We start from the raw sequence: 14,418 nt of genomic DNA, 5'->3' as shown, positions 1-14,418 counted from the left end.
GTTGAACCAGAACTGCGAATGGTGCAATAGTAAAAATATTACCATGGGAACGGGTGCTGTCTTTTGGGAATTGCCGGATGGACTCCGTGCCATCGAAATAACGGATACGCCCACATTGACATGTTCTGATTGTTCGATGGTGTATCAAAGTGAGAAGATTGTAAAGGAAATAGAGGATCAATTGTTCCTGATAGATTGCAGGAAAATTGGCAAAGCCATTAGCTTTCCTGAACTGATGGCCATACCAAGATTATTGAAGAAAAATTATTTTGACTTTTCAACGTGATTATTTGGCTCCATCCAACACAACGGTTAGGCTGGACGATTGCATCCATATCGTCTATAGTAGAAACATTAATAGAATTGTTCTTAGTGAGGCGCTAGTAATTGAGAAAATCATTCTACCACTTTTTAATGAAATATCGGCATCCCGAGCCAAAAGATGCCATTAGTGTCTTTGCCAACCATGCCTATGAGGATCACAGTTTTCCAAAGTATTCAGATGACTATCATGGACTGAGTTCCTACCTTGAACTTAACGGTGATTATCTAGAGTCTATGACCATTTTTGATGAAGCATGGCAGTTATACATTCAGTCAGAATCAGGAGAATAAACAAAAAGGGAAATCGTCTCTTAACAGAGGCGATTTTTCTTTTGGTAAAATGCCGTGCGCTTAAATGAACTCCCCGCATATACTATTGTAATCAATTATCCTGACTAAAATTAAAGGAGGGGAGGACATGGCAGGAAGGAAAAAACCTAAATATAATATTGGCGATACGGTCGTCATTACCATATATGGGACAGTTGGTAAGGTCACCGATGTAAAGTGGCTTGAGTCAGATTATGTGTATGAAGTCAATAAGGGCCAAGGTTTATTTAATGAATCAGCATTACAATTGTTATCTGAATATGAAGGTAAAGTAATGGAACAGGAACAAATCGATATTGAATATAAATTTTTTATAGGTGACCTTGTCCAAGTAAGTGGATATGGGGCAGACCTATTTAAGGTGATTGGGTATCGTACGGAGATTTGGCGGTACAAAGAAGATGCATGGGAAGACGTTATTTATGAACTGTCACGGGTTAGTGACGGGGAATGGCTTGAAGTTGGCGAGGAAGAGCTGACACTCGTGGCGGATGCCGAGAGTGCCGACACATTTATACAAAAGCTCGGTTTGTTATACTTAGTAAACAAACAAGACACAAACAAAGTAAGCCCAAAGCACAATAACATGCTTAAAAAAGTAGAAATGGAAGAAATAAATCGGATTAAAGAAAAGAAGCAGCTAATCGACCATTTATTGGATATTTTCAATGACTATCGAATTCTATATGAATTATTTCATGATCAAGAATATTATCAAGTCATGCGGGTCATACTTAAGAAACTGGAAAGGCTTACCAGCAATGATGGCAAAAGTCATGTATAGGTTCAATTGAACAGTTGAAGCAGCAAGTAAAAAAGATAGGGAACTCCAGCCCATTTTATCAAGATAAACATTTTATTGATGATATTTTCAAAGATTTGGATGGTTACGCTATTTTCCTTATTAACATCTTCGACCCATGCCTCAAATTTTAAATGCAAATTAGACATCATTTCACCTCAGGGAATATTTTTTTATCATCCTATGCTTGTCTGAAAACAAAAATAACCTTGTTCTATAGGAAAAATAAAAAGTTTGCACAATGAGCGGCATGTCAAAGAAACTGGCATGAAAAATGAATGCCGCTCATACATTCTGTATAAAGGGGGCGATTACTTGAGAGAAATTGAAGTATTTATTGATACCGAAGAGATTGCGGAATTTTTCTTTCATGAGTTGGTAAAAAGGGGTTACGTTCCTAGTGAAGAAGAATTGGAGGAACTGGCAGACATCACTTTCGAATATTTAATTGAAAAATGCATCATTGATGAGGAAGTTGAGGAAGACTAACACTTTGCTAACTTGGAAATTGTCGTCTCCTTCCATAGATGGGTTAAAAAACGGGCAACGGCTCGTTTTTTTATGTTTTTTGAAAATATTTTTCCCTAAAGGAGAAACCTTTCGTTCACCCCTTCGTATATATGAACAAAGAAGAAAGGGGCTATATGATGTTAAAAAAATTTTTAAAATCCATTATTAAGAGCAAGCTTCACCACAACCATCATTATGGATCATCGAGTGATGCTTGGAAGAAACATCATTCCCATAAGTACAATCATCTTGGACATCATCATTATAAAAAGAAACATAAAAGCAGCAGTTTTATTTCCAGCTTTTTTAGCAGTTAATTTTCATCGCCATGATTAATAGGCTGCTTCTATTTTTTTGCCATTTGTTTGAACAACCCTTTAAAAAGGGGGAATTAATAAACGGCCGTTACCAGGTATTACATCTGCTGGGAGCGGGAGGTTACGGATTCAGTTACTTGGTTTTTGACCGCCTAAGCGGTCAAAATTTGGTACTAAAGGCACTGCGGCTTCATAAGAGAATAACCAAATCCGGCAGAAAAGGGTTTTCAATGGAGCAGTTCCTGTTAAAACTATTTAACCATCCTGGACTCCCCAAGTATTTTGAGGGAGGAGTTCACCAAAAAATCCCTTATTTTACGATGGAATTTATTGACGGAAAGAACTTTGAGCAGCTTATTTTTGACGATGGATGGAAAATCTCGGAGTTGGACGTGTTTTTGATTGCCAATGAATTGATAGATTTAATTGGATTTCTACATGAACGTAACATCATTCATAGAGATATCAGGATTCCCAATGTCCTGTTAAGCAATTCGCAAATCCGCTTGATTGATTTGGGTCTTGCCAGAAGTATGAACGATAAGCATATAACGAAGAAACGGCAAAACCATATACGCAAACAAATAAACTACCAGGCAGACTTTTATGGGCTAGGGCATTTTTTATTGTTTTTACTCTATTCTAACTTCGAAATTCCTGCTCACAAGCAGAAAATGAGTTGGGAAGAAGAGTTGGAAATCTGTCCGGAAGCAAAGCGGATAATCAGGCGCCTATTGCAAATCGAACCGGCCTATCCAGATTTTCTCGAGGTCAAAGCCGATATTGAAAAGGTTATATCACTAGTAAGGGGGAAATATAATGTCGTTTTTTAACAAAGTTTTTGCAAGCGTTGGAATTGGAGCTGCTAAAGTGGATACGAAACTCGAAAAGGATTCGTATATGCCCGGCGAGATTGTTAAGGGTTTGGTGTCGATAAGAGGCGGTAAAGTGGACCAGCAAGTCGATGAAATTTATCTGAACCTTAACACCACCTACTTAAGGGAGTCTGATGATCGAAAATACTCAGTAAATACTGTCATTGACCGGTTTAGGTTGACAACGCCATTTGTCATTCGCACCAATGAAGCAAAGGAAATTCCGTTTACTTTTGGACTTCCCTATGATACCCCTTTATCGATTGGAAGGTCTAAGGTGTGGATTACCACTGGTCTTGATATTAAAGGCGGTGCTGATCCGAGTGATAAGGATTATATAAAAGTAATGCCCAATCCGTTAATGTCTGCTGTGTTTCATGCAATCGACAGCCTTGGCTTCAGGATGCGTGAGGCAGATTGCGAGGAGGCTCCCAGACGTCTTCGCGGCAGGCTGCCATTTGTCCAGGAATTTGAATTCGTTCCGGTTTCCGGCCCATTTCGCGGCCGTCTGGATGAGCTGGAAGTCGTGTTTTTCCCGGCGGGAACAGGTACGCTAGACTTGATGGTGCAAGTGGACCGCAGAGCAAGAGGGTTAGCCGGTCTATTCTCTGAAGCATTGGGTGTTGATGAGACAAATGTAAGGATGACCGTATCCAGTGCCGATATTCCTGCCATGCAGCAAAAAATTCATAGTCTCATCCAAAGGTATTCCTAACCATTTTTCAACATTTTTAAGTTTCGACAAAAATAGTGTTATTTCTTTGGAGGATTCGACAATGTCTGTCTCCAATTATTAGAATAGACAATTAATTCTACTAATTGGAGGGTTTTTATGATCAAAGCGATAACTAGAAAAAGTGCCATTCAATATGATGTGACGATCTTCCAAACTCCAAAACAGCGCGAAAAGAAAGGGCATAAACAGGTTTACCGGACAATGGTTCAAGCGTCCAACCGTGAACATTGCTTGCGGGAAACCTTCAGTCGGTTTAATGTTACGGATAGAATCCCGGTTAGTTACAAAGGACGGTTCCTTTCGACAGGGGATATTGTATTGATCGATGAGGGCAGGGGAGGCCAGTATTATTACCAACTGCAGCCAGGCGGATGGGTCCAAATAAATCGGATTGTCCTTTTTCCTAACCATAAGTAATTAGAATCATGATACAAAGAAGTCTGGCACCCATTGGGATGGGCCAGACTTCTTTTTTTTGAAATAATGCTATGCTACTCCTGACTAACGTTTGCGTCCGCCGCTTGCTGAATATTCTTTTCCATGGGCTTCCTGTTCCGCAATAATCGCCTCAGGTGGTATGTGATTATTCTTCTTTGGTGCATTAATACGACTGCGATGTTTTTTTCCCATGTTTAACTCCTCCTCAACTATATACTTGTCCTTTATGGTAAGTGACAAATTATTTTCAGCTAAATTTACGGCAACTCATGAAACCAATTGAGTTTAAATATAGAGTCCCACAATTTAAAAATAACATGTCTTTTTTGATTAACAGTTTGGCGCAAAAAAATGTTTATGGTATAGTGGCTATGGTACAAAATAGTAAAAGTACATATGATATGGGGGGATTTATGAAATGAGTGTACATATTGGCGCAAAAGACAATGAAATAGCAGAAACGGTCCTTCTTCCTGGAGATCCATTACGCGCTAAATATATTGCTGAGAACTTTTTAGAGGAAGCCTACTGTTATAACGAGATCCGTAATATGTACGGATTCACTGGTACGTATAAAGGAAAAAGGATTTCCGTCCAAGGAACTGGGATGGGTGTTCCTTCCATCTCAATTTATGTCAATGAATTGATCAATAGTTACAATGCGCAAACCTTGATTCGTGTAGGGACATGCGGTGCGATTCAAAAGGATGTCAAAGTTCGTGATGTCATTTTGGCCATGGCAAGTTCGACAGATTCCAATATGAACCGATTGACTTTTGGACATGTTGATTATGCTCCAATCGCTAACTTTGAATTGCTAAGAAAAGCCTATGAGGCCGGAGTTGCCAAGGGCCTCAATTTAAAAGTAGGGAACGTGTTTACAGCAGACTCTTTTTATAATGATAATGCCGAACTTGAAAAATGGGCCAAATATCAAATTCTTGCAGTTGAAATGGAGACGGCCGCTTTATATACTCTGGCTGCTAAATTTGGCAGGAAGGCGTTAACCGTTTTGACCGTCAGTGACCACATCCTCACTGGGGAAGAAACAACTGCCGAGGAGCGCCAGTCAACCTTTAATGACATGATTAAGGTGGCATTGGAGGCTGCTGTAAAGGAATCATGAGAACCTCTTCCATTTGGAAGTGGTTTTTTTTACTTTTCGTTTCTGTTAACTTTTCTTTGTTAATTTTATTAAAAAGATGTTATTCTAAACACTAAGGGCAATAAATGGCTTGTAATAAAACTTGTGTTGCTTTTACTATGACCACACAATACAGCAGGCTCTTATCTTAATTTTTTTGTGAATGAAAGTGGTGAAGGCGTTGGAAGAAGAGAAAATGGAACAGGAAAAACGAGCTCAAGAACAAACGACAGAAGCTAAGTCCAGTTATATACGGTTGAAAAAATTCCACTTTATTATGCTTCTGTTTCTAATTGTTTTCTTATCTGCCGGGATTACGGCAGTCGCTCTGTCTTTTGGGGACGAAAAGGTAGTCACTGTAAGTGGTGAACGCAGTGAATTTAAAAAATTATACGAGGCGTATGATACGCTCAATAACGATTATTTCAAGAAGGTTAACGATAAGAAGCTTATTAACGGGGCCATCAATGGTATGGTGGAATCTTTGGATGACCCGTATTCTGATTATATGAGCGTAGATGAGGCAAAGAGCTTCAACAGCACCATATCCTCTTCATTTGAAGGAATTGGCGCAGAAATACAAGAAAAAGATGGACATATTGTGATTGTATCGCCCATCAAAGGTTCCCCTGCTGAAAAGGCAGGCTTAAAACCGGATGATATCATTCTTTCCGTGGATGGCAAGAGCTTACAGGGAATGACCTCGACGGAGGCTGTAACCATCATTCGCGGCAAAAAGGGGACAAAAGTTGAACTATCAATTCAACGGGCGGGCACAAGTGCGCCGCTAACAGTGCCCATCGTTCGGGATGAAATTCCGATTGAGACGGTTTATGGGGAAATGGTGGAAGACGGGATTGCCAAGGTACAAATCACCAGCTTTTCTACTAATACAGCAAAAGAATTGGTCAAAACGTTAAACGACATGCAAAATCAAGGGATGAAAGGGCTTGTTTTAGACTTGAGACAAAATCCAGGCGGATTATTGGATCAGGCAGTCAGCATTTCCAGTATGTTTGTCCCTAAAGGAAAGGTCATTGTAAAAGAAGAAGACCGGAATGGGAAGATCAAGGAAATTGCCTCGAGTAATGAAGGAAATCCCAATTTGCCGTTGGTTGTATTGATTGATAAAGGCAGTGCCAGTGCATCGGAAATCACTGCGGCGGCGTTAAGGGAATCAGCCGGTGTGAAGCTGATAGGTGAAAAGTCGTTTGGAAAAGGAACTGTTCAAACAGCATCGAACTTTTCCGATGGGTCAAATCTCAAATTCACAATCGCCAAGTGGCTGACACCGAATAGCAATTGGATTCATAAAAAAGGAATCAAGCCGGATGTGGAGGTAGCGTTGCCAGAGTATGCAACACTTTCCATCATTAATCCGGATAAGGAACTCACCTTGTCCAGTTCCTCTACAGAGGTACAGACGGCCCAAAAAATGCTGAAAGCCATAGGGTATGACCCTGGACGTGAAGATGGATTCTTCGATGATAAAACAAAAGAGGCTGTTATGGCCTTTCAAACGGCCAATGGGCTTCCGGCAGATGGTATATTAAAAGGCGATAGCACTATGAAATTAATGGAACTTTTAAGAGAAAAAATACAATCAAATGATACCCAGCTGCAAAAAGCAGTTGAGGTTCTGAAAGAAGAAATGAAATAAGCATCCTCTTCAACGGATGGGAAATATTAGGCCCGATTCCAAATGAATCGGGCCTTTTCATGGGGAAAAATCGTTGTTCGTTGCATGAATTTCCTGGGTAAAGGTAAATCTTTAATTATTGATGTGGCAATTTTACTTACTGGAGGAATTCACGTGAAAAAAACGCTGCCTTTACTGTTGCTCTTCTTTTTCCTCCTGAATGGCCATTCCTTACAAGTGCAAGCAGATTACCGCTATAAGATTGAAATGCTTGATTGGAATCGGGTCGATCAAATTTTGCCTAAGTATACGAAGTTTATTGTAAAAGACCTTGAAACAGGGAAAAAATTTAATGTACAGCGGCGCGCGGGCAGTCATCATGCTGATGTTCAGCCAATTACGGCACAAGATACAAAAATCATGAAGGAAATATACGGTGGAAAATGGAGCTGGAAGCGAAGAGCTATCCTTGTCATCCACAAAAAACAGAGAATTGCCGCTTCTATGCACGGGATGCCACACGGCGCAGGAGCTCTAAAGAATAATTTTCCCGGTCACTTTTGTATTCATTTCTATGGCAGTACTACTCATCGGACGAATAAGATGGATCTTTCCCATATGCTGATGATCTATAAAGCCTCTGGAAAATTGGGTGATTATTTTAGCAAGGCCGATCCATATGAAGTTATTCATGCCTATATTGCCGGCTTTAAACAACAGGACCTTCAAATTACTTCAGAGGCATCGTTACAAAAGATAAACTGGAAGCCCATTTTAAAGAAAGTGGACAATGTCCGTATCACAAGAATGGAGTACCTCCCACCTGAAGACCTGTCATCCGAACTATCTCTTGATGTTCCTGTGGAAGTCGATTGGTATATAAAAAATAAAGGTCCCACTTCGTATAAGGGAAACATGCATTTAGTGCGATTTTCACCTTGGGGTGCATGGAAAATAGATTCGCTTTCCTTTTTAAAAGAAAATCAATGGCCTTAGGCATATGAAAACACCTTTACTAGAGACTGTCTCCAAGTAAAGGTGTTATTTTTGGGACCGATTGGAAAGCATAAAACCTTTCTATCCGACATAAGTGTCGCTACGCCTTAGTCTTCGCCTCTTTTGGCTCGCCAATCGGCGAGTTTTCTTTATATGGAGGGAAGGAATTTCAAATTGGCTGTTCGCCAAACTTGATAAACGTTCGCTCATCTTCAATTAATCCGCATGCGCCGCATTGGATGCGGTATTCAGGACCTTGGTATGGCAGGTGAAAGGGTTCTAAATCGTTCCCGGCATACTCCCGGATGACTTCTCCTGACCGGGGGTCAAGCTTCACTGAATGGGATACTTGTTGGATTAGATTAAAACGGCTTCGATTGGTCTTACAGTTGGGACATCTATAGGGGGTAGACATAGTAATCTCCTTTCTTATATTAGTAAAATATATCTTTTGCAATAGTGATGCTAATTATGTAACAATGCATATGAGAACAGCTAATTTATGGATTTAGTAGCCTCGTATATGAAGAAAGAAAAATAAAGCAAGGGGTTGAGAGAAGTGAAGAAAGTACTTTTGAGTATTATGACTCTATTATTGTTTTGCCTAATGGCTGCCTGCAGCAAGAATGAAGACCCAAAAAACGACATTCCTGATATAGTGAATGTGGAACTGTCAATTACCCCTGACAAAGCGCATGCAAACGAAACGGTTACATTTGAGGCAAAAGTCACCCAAGGAAACGAGGCCGTTACCGATGCGGATGAGGTTGTATTTGAAATTTGGCGGTCGAAGGATGAAAACCATGAAAAAATAAAAGTGGCGCATGCTAAAAATGGATTATACCGGCTTGAGAAGTCCTTCCCGCAAGATGGAACCTATTATATCATTTCACATGTCACAGCAAGGGATATGCATACCATGCCGAAAAAAGAGTTTACGATAGGGGCGCCGAGCGAACCTGAAGATAATCAATCAAATGATTCCATGGATGACATGGATATGTAGGGACACGGGCAATAAAACCTGCCTCTAAATAGTGAAATTGAAAAAGAGACTGACTCCTAAGGGGGAAGTTGCTAGGAGAGGAGTCAGCCTCTTCATGATTCTTTCTTTGGCTTCAAGTTTACTTTCGGCTCATTGCCCAGCTTATTCTGAACCAATTCATTCACTTTTTTATCAAATTCCTTGGAAAAATCACCTTCATAGCTTGAGCCGATATTTAATTTACCTGTCAGTTCCTTTATTCCTAATTGCCCAAAGTTATTGGCATAATCCAAGTGTTCAATAATGATTTTTTCAACCGTTAAATTATTCACGTGAATCGAGGGGATGGGGTCTGGGTCCTTGACGGGTGGCTGGGCTTCCTCTTTTTTAAGGGTGTTAACCTTTGTTTCGAGAACCGCCAGTTTTTTTTCCAGCTCTGCCATTTTTGTTCCAAGGACGTTGTTCCTGGTGAAAAATCGAAACCAAACACGCATATAACCCCTCTATTCTGTTGTTGAGTTATCGAACTGAATTGGAATCGTTTCAGCGTCGTCCAATCTAATTGGCATGACAACAGTTAAAATACCATTGCGAAGTTCTGACTTAACGTTTTGGGCATCAATCGGATAGGGGAGTGTCAGTTGTTTCTTAAATTGGTGATTAGGCCGCTCCTTTAAATGATACTTATGATTCAACTGAAGAGATTTGAATTCACCGTTGACTGTGAGAAGCTGCGTTTGAACGGAAATGTGGAGAGACTCTTTGGCTGCCCCCGGGAGCTCAATCTCGGCAATTAGTACATCCCCACTTTCATATAAATCGCATTTTGGAATTATGTCAGACATTTTTAGGGGGGCTAAAGGCGGGTTTTTCACATTGGGACTATCGAAAATGTTATTCCAAAAAGTATCCGATTGGAACTGCTGGGCAGCTTCCATCCACTTTTTATATTTATCGAGGTCCATCTTGTTCACTCCTCTTTCATCAACCGTTAGTTCATCATATTATCCGCATGGAAAAAAATGCAAAAAAAATGACGTTCAGAGGATTTCTGTTACGTCAATTTGGGAATATTGCATATCGATGTTTTTGGGGATCTTTACTTCCAAAACTCCGTCTTTAAAATTGGCTGTGGCTCCTTTCTTTTTAACAATCGCCGGCAGTGTAATCGTGTGCTTATCCCCTTCCTCTGGAATATGTTCGAGAATCAGCTGATTGGAAGTATGGTAAAGCTTTAGCTTTTTAATCCATGATTCATCTTTAATGGAGGTTCGAACATATACATAATCATGTGTTTCAAAAGCAGCGGAATGTAACTTGCCAGAACCGGTTGAAGCTTGATCTGGCTGGGATGCGAAGCCTCGGAATACTTCCTGTGGGTTCATCATGCCGCCCATATTGGACGGGAGCACTTTGCCTATAATGTCCTGAACATATTTATCAATTTCATCCGGCTTCATTTTCTGTAAAGTTTCCTTCATATCTTTATTAAAAGGAAACAGATTCCATGGGAACACTTGCTTCACCCTTTCTAGAAGCTAAAATTGATTGGCAATTGGAGAGGATGGGTTTGCGATTTGGTCTTGATCACTAATATCTAAATCGGTGTAGGTATTCAAAGATCCTGCTGCACTTGGTGCCAAGTCCCCAAATGCTAAATTTGTTCCGATCCATTTTTGATTCGCAGTATGGCTATTCTGTACAGAAGGACCCAAGGATATATTGGCATTATTGCTTATAGCGTTGGTTTTGATATTAAAAATATTTATTTGAAAAGGCATCTCTTTACTCGGTCCCTTCTAAACAGTATTGGAAAGGACATTCGACGGATTGGCGATATCACCCATATCATTCATATCCGGATCTATAAAGACATTTTCCATGGCGGCAGTTGGTGGAGCAAAATCGCCGTAAGAAGAATTTTGTCCTTGCGATTTGGAGTTGGCAGTATGAGCATTATGAAGTGCTTCTCCGATGTTGACAGACCCATTATTAGATACGCTGTTAATTTTCAAGCAGAAAATATTTATTACAGTCTGCATCCTGTCACATCCTTTTCGTTTGTTAACTCATACTATGCAAATAACGGCCCATAGGTTAATTAATTATAAGGCAGTCAGTCGGACAAAGTGTCGATTTGAGTAGAATGAAAATGTTTGCATATAGATTCGAAAGTTTTTAACATAGAAATCAAAGGCTTAATTTTAAATTGAGAGGTGATGGCTATGAAACTCAAAACGGCGCTGGTGACAGGGGGAGCCTCAGGGCTTGGAAAAAAAACGGCCATGTATCTAGCGGAAAAAGGCTATCAACTTGTGATTAATTATCGTCATAGCGAATCCGAGGCCATTTCGTTGGCAAAAGAATTATCAAACTGCTACGGCACCCAAAACATTGCCATCCAAGGGGATGTGGCCAATCAGGACGATTGTATCCGAATTGTAAATGAAACCCTTACTGCATATAAAACGATAGATGTGCTAATTCACAATGCAGGACCATACATACATGAAAGAAAAATGATGGCTGATTATACTTTTGAGGAATGGAATTATCTGATTCAAGGGAATTTAAGTGCTGTTTTTTATTTGTCAAAGCTTGTTATTCCTGAGATGCGGCGGCAAAAATGGGGAAGGATTATCACCATGGGCTATGACCGGGTGGAGACCTCTCCCGGTTGGGTATACCGGTCGGCGTTTGCCGCAGCGAAGACAGGGTTGGTCTCGTTGACAAGGACCATTGCAATCGAGGAAGCACAATATGGTATCACAGCCAATATGGTGTGTCCAGGTGATATTACAAATGACTGGAAGGAGAAAAATATAAAAGAAGCTGTGATGGCCTTAAAAGACAATTCGGCCGTAAACAGAGAGGGAACTGGCGAGGACATTGCCCGGATCATTGCCTTTTTAATAGATGAGCGTTCTGATTTGATTACCGGAAGCGTTATCCCTTGTACTGGCGGAACCGATGTATTGGGAAAGGTTTTTAAAATCTAGTTTTTAATCTTTTTTAAATTTTTGAACTGTTAAATTTACTTGTATGAATTCACTTCTTTCCGTTGATAATATGAAGTAAACATGAAGGAAAGGAGCAAATAATATGAGTTTTAACCTCAATCGGATTAATCCCAATCAAACCCAAGTATTTTTTCATGATGGCCGCTTTGAAACTCTGACCAATGATGAACTGGATGAATTTTTGCTCCAAATGGGAACAAGTGGGGTTGGAGAAATGGGTGAACAAAGCCCAATCGAATAAAAATAGACATTAAAAAAGCAATCGGAGGTTGACCGATTGCTTTTATGCTTCTAATCGATGTGTTTCAGCTGCATCCCCAGAGGCATTCCACTGCAAGTGTAAAGTATATAAATCTTTAGGAATTTCATATAAATCATATATCTCTTCATTTGCATTTAATTGTTCATAAAGTGATTTCCTAGATTCATTGGCTTTAATTGCATAAGGCAATTTTTCAGCTGCTTTTATTGACCGAATGTTTTCCTTCCGAATCCGCATAAACACCGTTTCAATCCCGATTTCGTAAAACAGCTCTTGGAAAAAAGCTGCTTTCGCCGCTTGATTGTACCCTTTGCCATGATATGGTTTACCAAGCCAGGTTCCTAAAAAGCCAGCATTGTCGACGATATCAAATAAACTGATGGTGCCAATTGGTGCACCCCACTCATCAAGAATCGTCCGGGAAATTAATTGTCCTTGTTCTTCTGCTTCAATCGTCTGCTTAGTAATAAAGAAAAACTCTTCAATGGAATAAGCTTTTTGACGTACAAAAGGGAAGACATCTGGATGCGTCATTAGTTCGTACAATTCACGGCTGTCATATAGGTCCCGTTTCTTGAGCATGAATATCCCTCCATTTAGGGCATACCATTCCACATAAAGAGAAACGGCCCACCCTCGAAATTTTTTTTGAAAGTCGAAAAAAATTTCGGGGTGGGAATCGAACCCACTAGAACCAGGTAACCTGGTGGCGCACCATTTGCCTTCCCTATTTATTTTTTATCTATCACGGTTATACAGTTGTAAACCTCCAAAAGAACGCTTGAAATATAGTTACCTAAAGTATCATACAAGAAAAAAGCAAAAAAGAAAATAGTTATTTCGTGAAGTTTTCAGTAAAGTTTTTTCCATTTTTCAACATCATTCAACAATTCCATTCCTAAAATCAATTTAGTTTTCAAAGGTATCAGAAATAGCCTATAATTGTCTATTATCAAGAATCAAAAGGAAGGACGGAAAGGAATGGCAGGACAAATCGGACTGGTTTTAGAAGGAGGAGGGATGCGTGGGGTTTACACTGCAGGCATTCTCGAATTCTTCTTAGAAGAAGAACTTTTTTTCCCTTATGTCATTGGTGTTTCTGCAGGAGCCTGCAACGCCGCATCGTATTTATCCAAGCAAAAAGGGAGAAATAAAACGGTTAATATAAAATATGCATCTGACCCCAGATATATATCATGGAAGAACTATTTCAAACAGCGGCAATTTTTTGGCATGGATTTTATTTTTGATGAAATCCCGAATCAGCATGTTCCTTATGATTATGATGCTTTTTACCATAATACGACTGAGTTTGTGGTTGGTACTACCGACTGCCTGACAGGACAGCCAGTATACTTCAAAAAGAAGGATTACAACAACGATTTATTGGCAGTATTGCGCGCTTCCAGTTCACTTCCGTTTATTGCCCCTGAGGTTCGGTTCCAAAATAGAATCTTGCTTGACGGCGGCATCAGTGATCCAATCCCCATCAAAAAAGCACAACAGGATGGCTTTTCCAAAAATATAGTAATCCTGACTAGAAATATGGATTATCGGAAAAAACCATCTAAATTCCACTTTCTTGTCAGACGTAAATATCCAGAATATAAAGGACTGCAAGAAGCTTTGAAGCAACGTTATCAGGTGTATAATCAAACACTCGCCTACCTTGAGGAAGAAGAACGAAAAGGGCATGTTCTGATCATTCGCCCGACTGAGCCGTTGATGGTGGGAAGAATGGAGAGAAATCCTGAGAAGTTGGAGGATTTGTATAATCAAGGCTATAAAGATGCCCAGGCAATAAAGGACAAGATAGTTAATTTTATTCATTCTTAAAAGAAGAGGAGACTCTTCTTTTTTTTTGGCTTTTTTTAAGATAATGTTGATACTTTTTCACTCTATTGATTGGAGCGGATAAGCTCGTCTCCTCAAAAACATTTTCGCTTTTTCTTCGTGCGTGGGCGGATTCGAGGTAGTGTTTTCTGTGTCCTGCGAAAGTAGGGGAGGGGAAGACCCCCCTGGTGCTTCTAGCTTCGAGGA

The 14,418-nt window shown here is 40.0% G+C and carries 24 protein-coding genes; 15 read left to right on the top strand and 9 right to left on the bottom strand.

Annotated features, from left to right (window positions below; genetic code table 11):
• Window position 1: 1 nt before the first annotated feature.
• From ACY8D0_RS18180 to ACY8D0_RS18170, 3 genes are all read left to right on the top strand, one after another.
• Window positions 2-286: a YokU family protein gene (locus tag ACY8D0_RS18180; protein WP_462411913.1), complete on the top strand. Its 285-nt coding sequence runs from the start codon at window positions 2-4 to the stop codon at window positions 284-286.
• 101 nt (window positions 287-387) lie between these two features.
• The gene (locus tag ACY8D0_RS18175) at window positions 388-615 is read left to right on the top strand and encodes a YozE family protein (protein WP_462411912.1); all 228 of its coding nucleotides are present in this window, start codon (window positions 388-390) and stop codon (window positions 613-615) included.
• A 127-nt stretch (window positions 616-742) separates the two neighbouring features.
• On the top strand, window positions 743-1,438 hold the full coding sequence (locus ACY8D0_RS18170; RefSeq protein WP_462411911.1) for a hypothetical protein: 696 nt from the start codon (window positions 743-745) through the stop codon (window positions 1,436-1,438).
• Between the two features lie 2 nt (window positions 1,439-1,440).
• On the opposite strand, the gene ACY8D0_RS18165 is transcribed toward ACY8D0_RS18170, so the two are convergent.
• The gene (locus tag ACY8D0_RS18165; RefSeq protein ID WP_462411910.1) at window positions 1,441-1,608 is read right to left on the bottom strand and encodes a hypothetical protein; all 168 of its coding nucleotides are present in this window, start codon (window positions 1,606-1,608) and stop codon (window positions 1,441-1,443) included.
• Between the two features lie 163 nt (window positions 1,609-1,771).
• On the opposite strand from ACY8D0_RS18165, the gene ACY8D0_RS18160 reads away from it, so the two are divergent.
• The 5 genes from ACY8D0_RS18160 (at window position 1,772) to ACY8D0_RS18140 (ending at window position 4,311) form a co-directional block, all read left to right on the top strand.
• Complete coding sequence (locus tag ACY8D0_RS18160) at window positions 1,772-1,945, top strand: YozD family protein (RefSeq protein ID WP_462411909.1); 174 nt, start codon at window positions 1,772-1,774, stop codon at window positions 1,943-1,945.
• A gap of 155 nt (window positions 1,946-2,100) precedes the next feature.
• Window positions 2,101-2,283 carry a hypothetical protein gene (locus tag ACY8D0_RS18155; protein WP_462411908.1) on the top strand — a complete coding sequence of 61 codons (183 nt, stop codon included), beginning with the start codon at window positions 2,101-2,103 and terminating at the stop codon, window positions 2,281-2,283.
• An 11-nt stretch (window positions 2,284-2,294) separates the two neighbouring features.
• Complete coding sequence (locus ACY8D0_RS18150; RefSeq protein WP_462411907.1) at window positions 2,295-3,116, top strand: serine/threonine protein kinase; 822 nt, start codon at window positions 2,295-2,297, stop codon at window positions 3,114-3,116.
• The gene (locus ACY8D0_RS18145; RefSeq protein ID WP_462411906.1) at window positions 3,103-3,873 is read left to right on the top strand and encodes a sporulation protein; all 771 of its coding nucleotides are present in this window, start codon (window positions 3,103-3,105) and stop codon (window positions 3,871-3,873) included. The genes ACY8D0_RS18150 and ACY8D0_RS18145 overlap by 14 nt, the downstream gene beginning before the upstream one ends.
• A gap of 117 nt (window positions 3,874-3,990) precedes the next feature.
• Window positions 3,991-4,311, top strand: coding sequence for a YodL domain-containing protein (locus ACY8D0_RS18140; RefSeq protein WP_462411905.1), 321 nt, complete (start codon window positions 3,991-3,993; stop codon window positions 4,309-4,311).
• Between the two features lie 84 nt (window positions 4,312-4,395).
• Here ACY8D0_RS18140 and ACY8D0_RS18135 read toward each other — a convergent pair whose 3' ends face one another.
• Window positions 4,396-4,524, bottom strand: coding sequence for a hypothetical protein (locus tag ACY8D0_RS18135; RefSeq protein ID WP_462411904.1), 129 nt, complete (start codon window positions 4,522-4,524; stop codon window positions 4,396-4,398).
• Window positions 4,525-4,750: 226 nt separating this feature from the next.
• Between ACY8D0_RS18135 and deoD the strand changes: the two genes are divergently transcribed.
• From deoD to ACY8D0_RS18120, 3 genes are all read left to right on the top strand, one after another.
• Entirely contained in the window at window positions 4,751-5,458 is a 708-nt protein-coding gene (deoD, locus tag ACY8D0_RS18130; protein WP_462411903.1) for a purine-nucleoside phosphorylase, read from the top strand.
• Window positions 5,459-5,672: 214 nt separating this feature from the next.
• Complete coding sequence (locus ACY8D0_RS18125) at window positions 5,673-7,136, top strand: lmo1851 family serine protease (protein ID WP_462412497.1); 1,464 nt, start codon at window positions 5,673-5,675, stop codon at window positions 7,134-7,136.
• A gap of 153 nt (window positions 7,137-7,289) precedes the next feature.
• Complete coding sequence (locus tag ACY8D0_RS18120; protein ID WP_462411902.1) at window positions 7,290-8,111, top strand: hypothetical protein; 822 nt, start codon at window positions 7,290-7,292, stop codon at window positions 8,109-8,111.
• A gap of 169 nt (window positions 8,112-8,280) precedes the next feature.
• On the opposite strand, the gene ACY8D0_RS18115 is transcribed toward ACY8D0_RS18120, so the two are convergent.
• Entirely contained in the window at window positions 8,281-8,526 is a 246-nt protein-coding gene (locus ACY8D0_RS18115; protein WP_462411901.1) for a DNA alkylation repair protein, read from the bottom strand.
• A gap of 144 nt (window positions 8,527-8,670) precedes the next feature.
• Between ACY8D0_RS18115 and ACY8D0_RS18110 the strand changes: the two genes are divergently transcribed.
• On the top strand, window positions 8,671-9,117 hold the full coding sequence (locus ACY8D0_RS18110) for a FixH family protein (protein ID WP_462411900.1): 447 nt from the start codon (window positions 8,671-8,673) through the stop codon (window positions 9,115-9,117).
• A gap of 92 nt (window positions 9,118-9,209) precedes the next feature.
• On the opposite strand, the gene ACY8D0_RS18105 is transcribed toward ACY8D0_RS18110, so the two are convergent.
• From ACY8D0_RS18105 to ACY8D0_RS18085, 5 genes are all read right to left on the bottom strand, one after another.
• A complete protein-coding gene (locus ACY8D0_RS18105; RefSeq protein ID WP_462411899.1) occupies window positions 9,210-9,590 on the bottom strand; it encodes a hypothetical protein in 381 nt (126 codons plus the stop codon).
• A gap of 9 nt (window positions 9,591-9,599) precedes the next feature.
• On the bottom strand, window positions 9,600-10,061 hold the full coding sequence (locus ACY8D0_RS18100; protein ID WP_462411898.1) for an Hsp20/alpha crystallin family protein: 462 nt from the start codon (window positions 10,059-10,061) through the stop codon (window positions 9,600-9,602).
• A 75-nt stretch (window positions 10,062-10,136) separates the two neighbouring features.
• A complete protein-coding gene (locus tag ACY8D0_RS18095; RefSeq protein WP_462411897.1) occupies window positions 10,137-10,613 on the bottom strand; it encodes an Hsp20/alpha crystallin family protein in 477 nt (158 codons plus the stop codon).
• 21 nt (window positions 10,614-10,634) lie between these two features.
• On the bottom strand, window positions 10,635-10,877 hold the full coding sequence (locus ACY8D0_RS18090; RefSeq protein ID WP_462411896.1) for a spore germination protein: 243 nt from the start codon (window positions 10,875-10,877) through the stop codon (window positions 10,635-10,637).
• A gap of 18 nt (window positions 10,878-10,895) precedes the next feature.
• On the bottom strand, window positions 10,896-11,138 hold the full coding sequence (locus tag ACY8D0_RS18085; protein WP_462411895.1) for a spore germination protein: 243 nt from the start codon (window positions 11,136-11,138) through the stop codon (window positions 10,896-10,898).
• Between the two features lie 183 nt (window positions 11,139-11,321).
• Here ACY8D0_RS18085 and ACY8D0_RS18080 point away from each other — a divergent pair, with 183 nt between their 5' ends.
• Together ACY8D0_RS18080 and ACY8D0_RS18075 are read left to right on the top strand one after the other, a co-directional pair.
• Window positions 11,322-12,095: an SDR family oxidoreductase gene (locus ACY8D0_RS18080; protein ID WP_462411894.1), complete on the top strand. Its 774-nt coding sequence runs from the start codon at window positions 11,322-11,324 to the stop codon at window positions 12,093-12,095.
• Window positions 12,096-12,198: 103 nt separating this feature from the next.
• Complete coding sequence (locus ACY8D0_RS18075; protein WP_462411893.1) at window positions 12,199-12,357, top strand: hypothetical protein; 159 nt, start codon at window positions 12,199-12,201, stop codon at window positions 12,355-12,357.
• 42 nt (window positions 12,358-12,399) lie between these two features.
• On the opposite strand, the gene ACY8D0_RS18070 is transcribed toward ACY8D0_RS18075, so the two are convergent.
• Complete coding sequence (locus ACY8D0_RS18070) at window positions 12,400-12,960, bottom strand: GNAT family N-acetyltransferase (protein WP_462411892.1); 561 nt, start codon at window positions 12,958-12,960, stop codon at window positions 12,400-12,402.
• A gap of 399 nt (window positions 12,961-13,359) precedes the next feature.
• On the opposite strand from ACY8D0_RS18070, the gene ACY8D0_RS18065 reads away from it, so the two are divergent.
• Window positions 13,360-14,214 carry a patatin-like phospholipase family protein gene (locus ACY8D0_RS18065; RefSeq protein ID WP_462411891.1) on the top strand — a complete coding sequence of 285 codons (855 nt, stop codon included), beginning with the start codon at window positions 13,360-13,362 and terminating at the stop codon, window positions 14,212-14,214.
• Window positions 14,215-14,418 lie beyond the last annotated feature (204 nt).

It is taken from the genome of Neobacillus camarae, from assembly GCF_054950115.1.
This window is presented reverse-complemented; position numbering and strand designations above follow the sequence as displayed.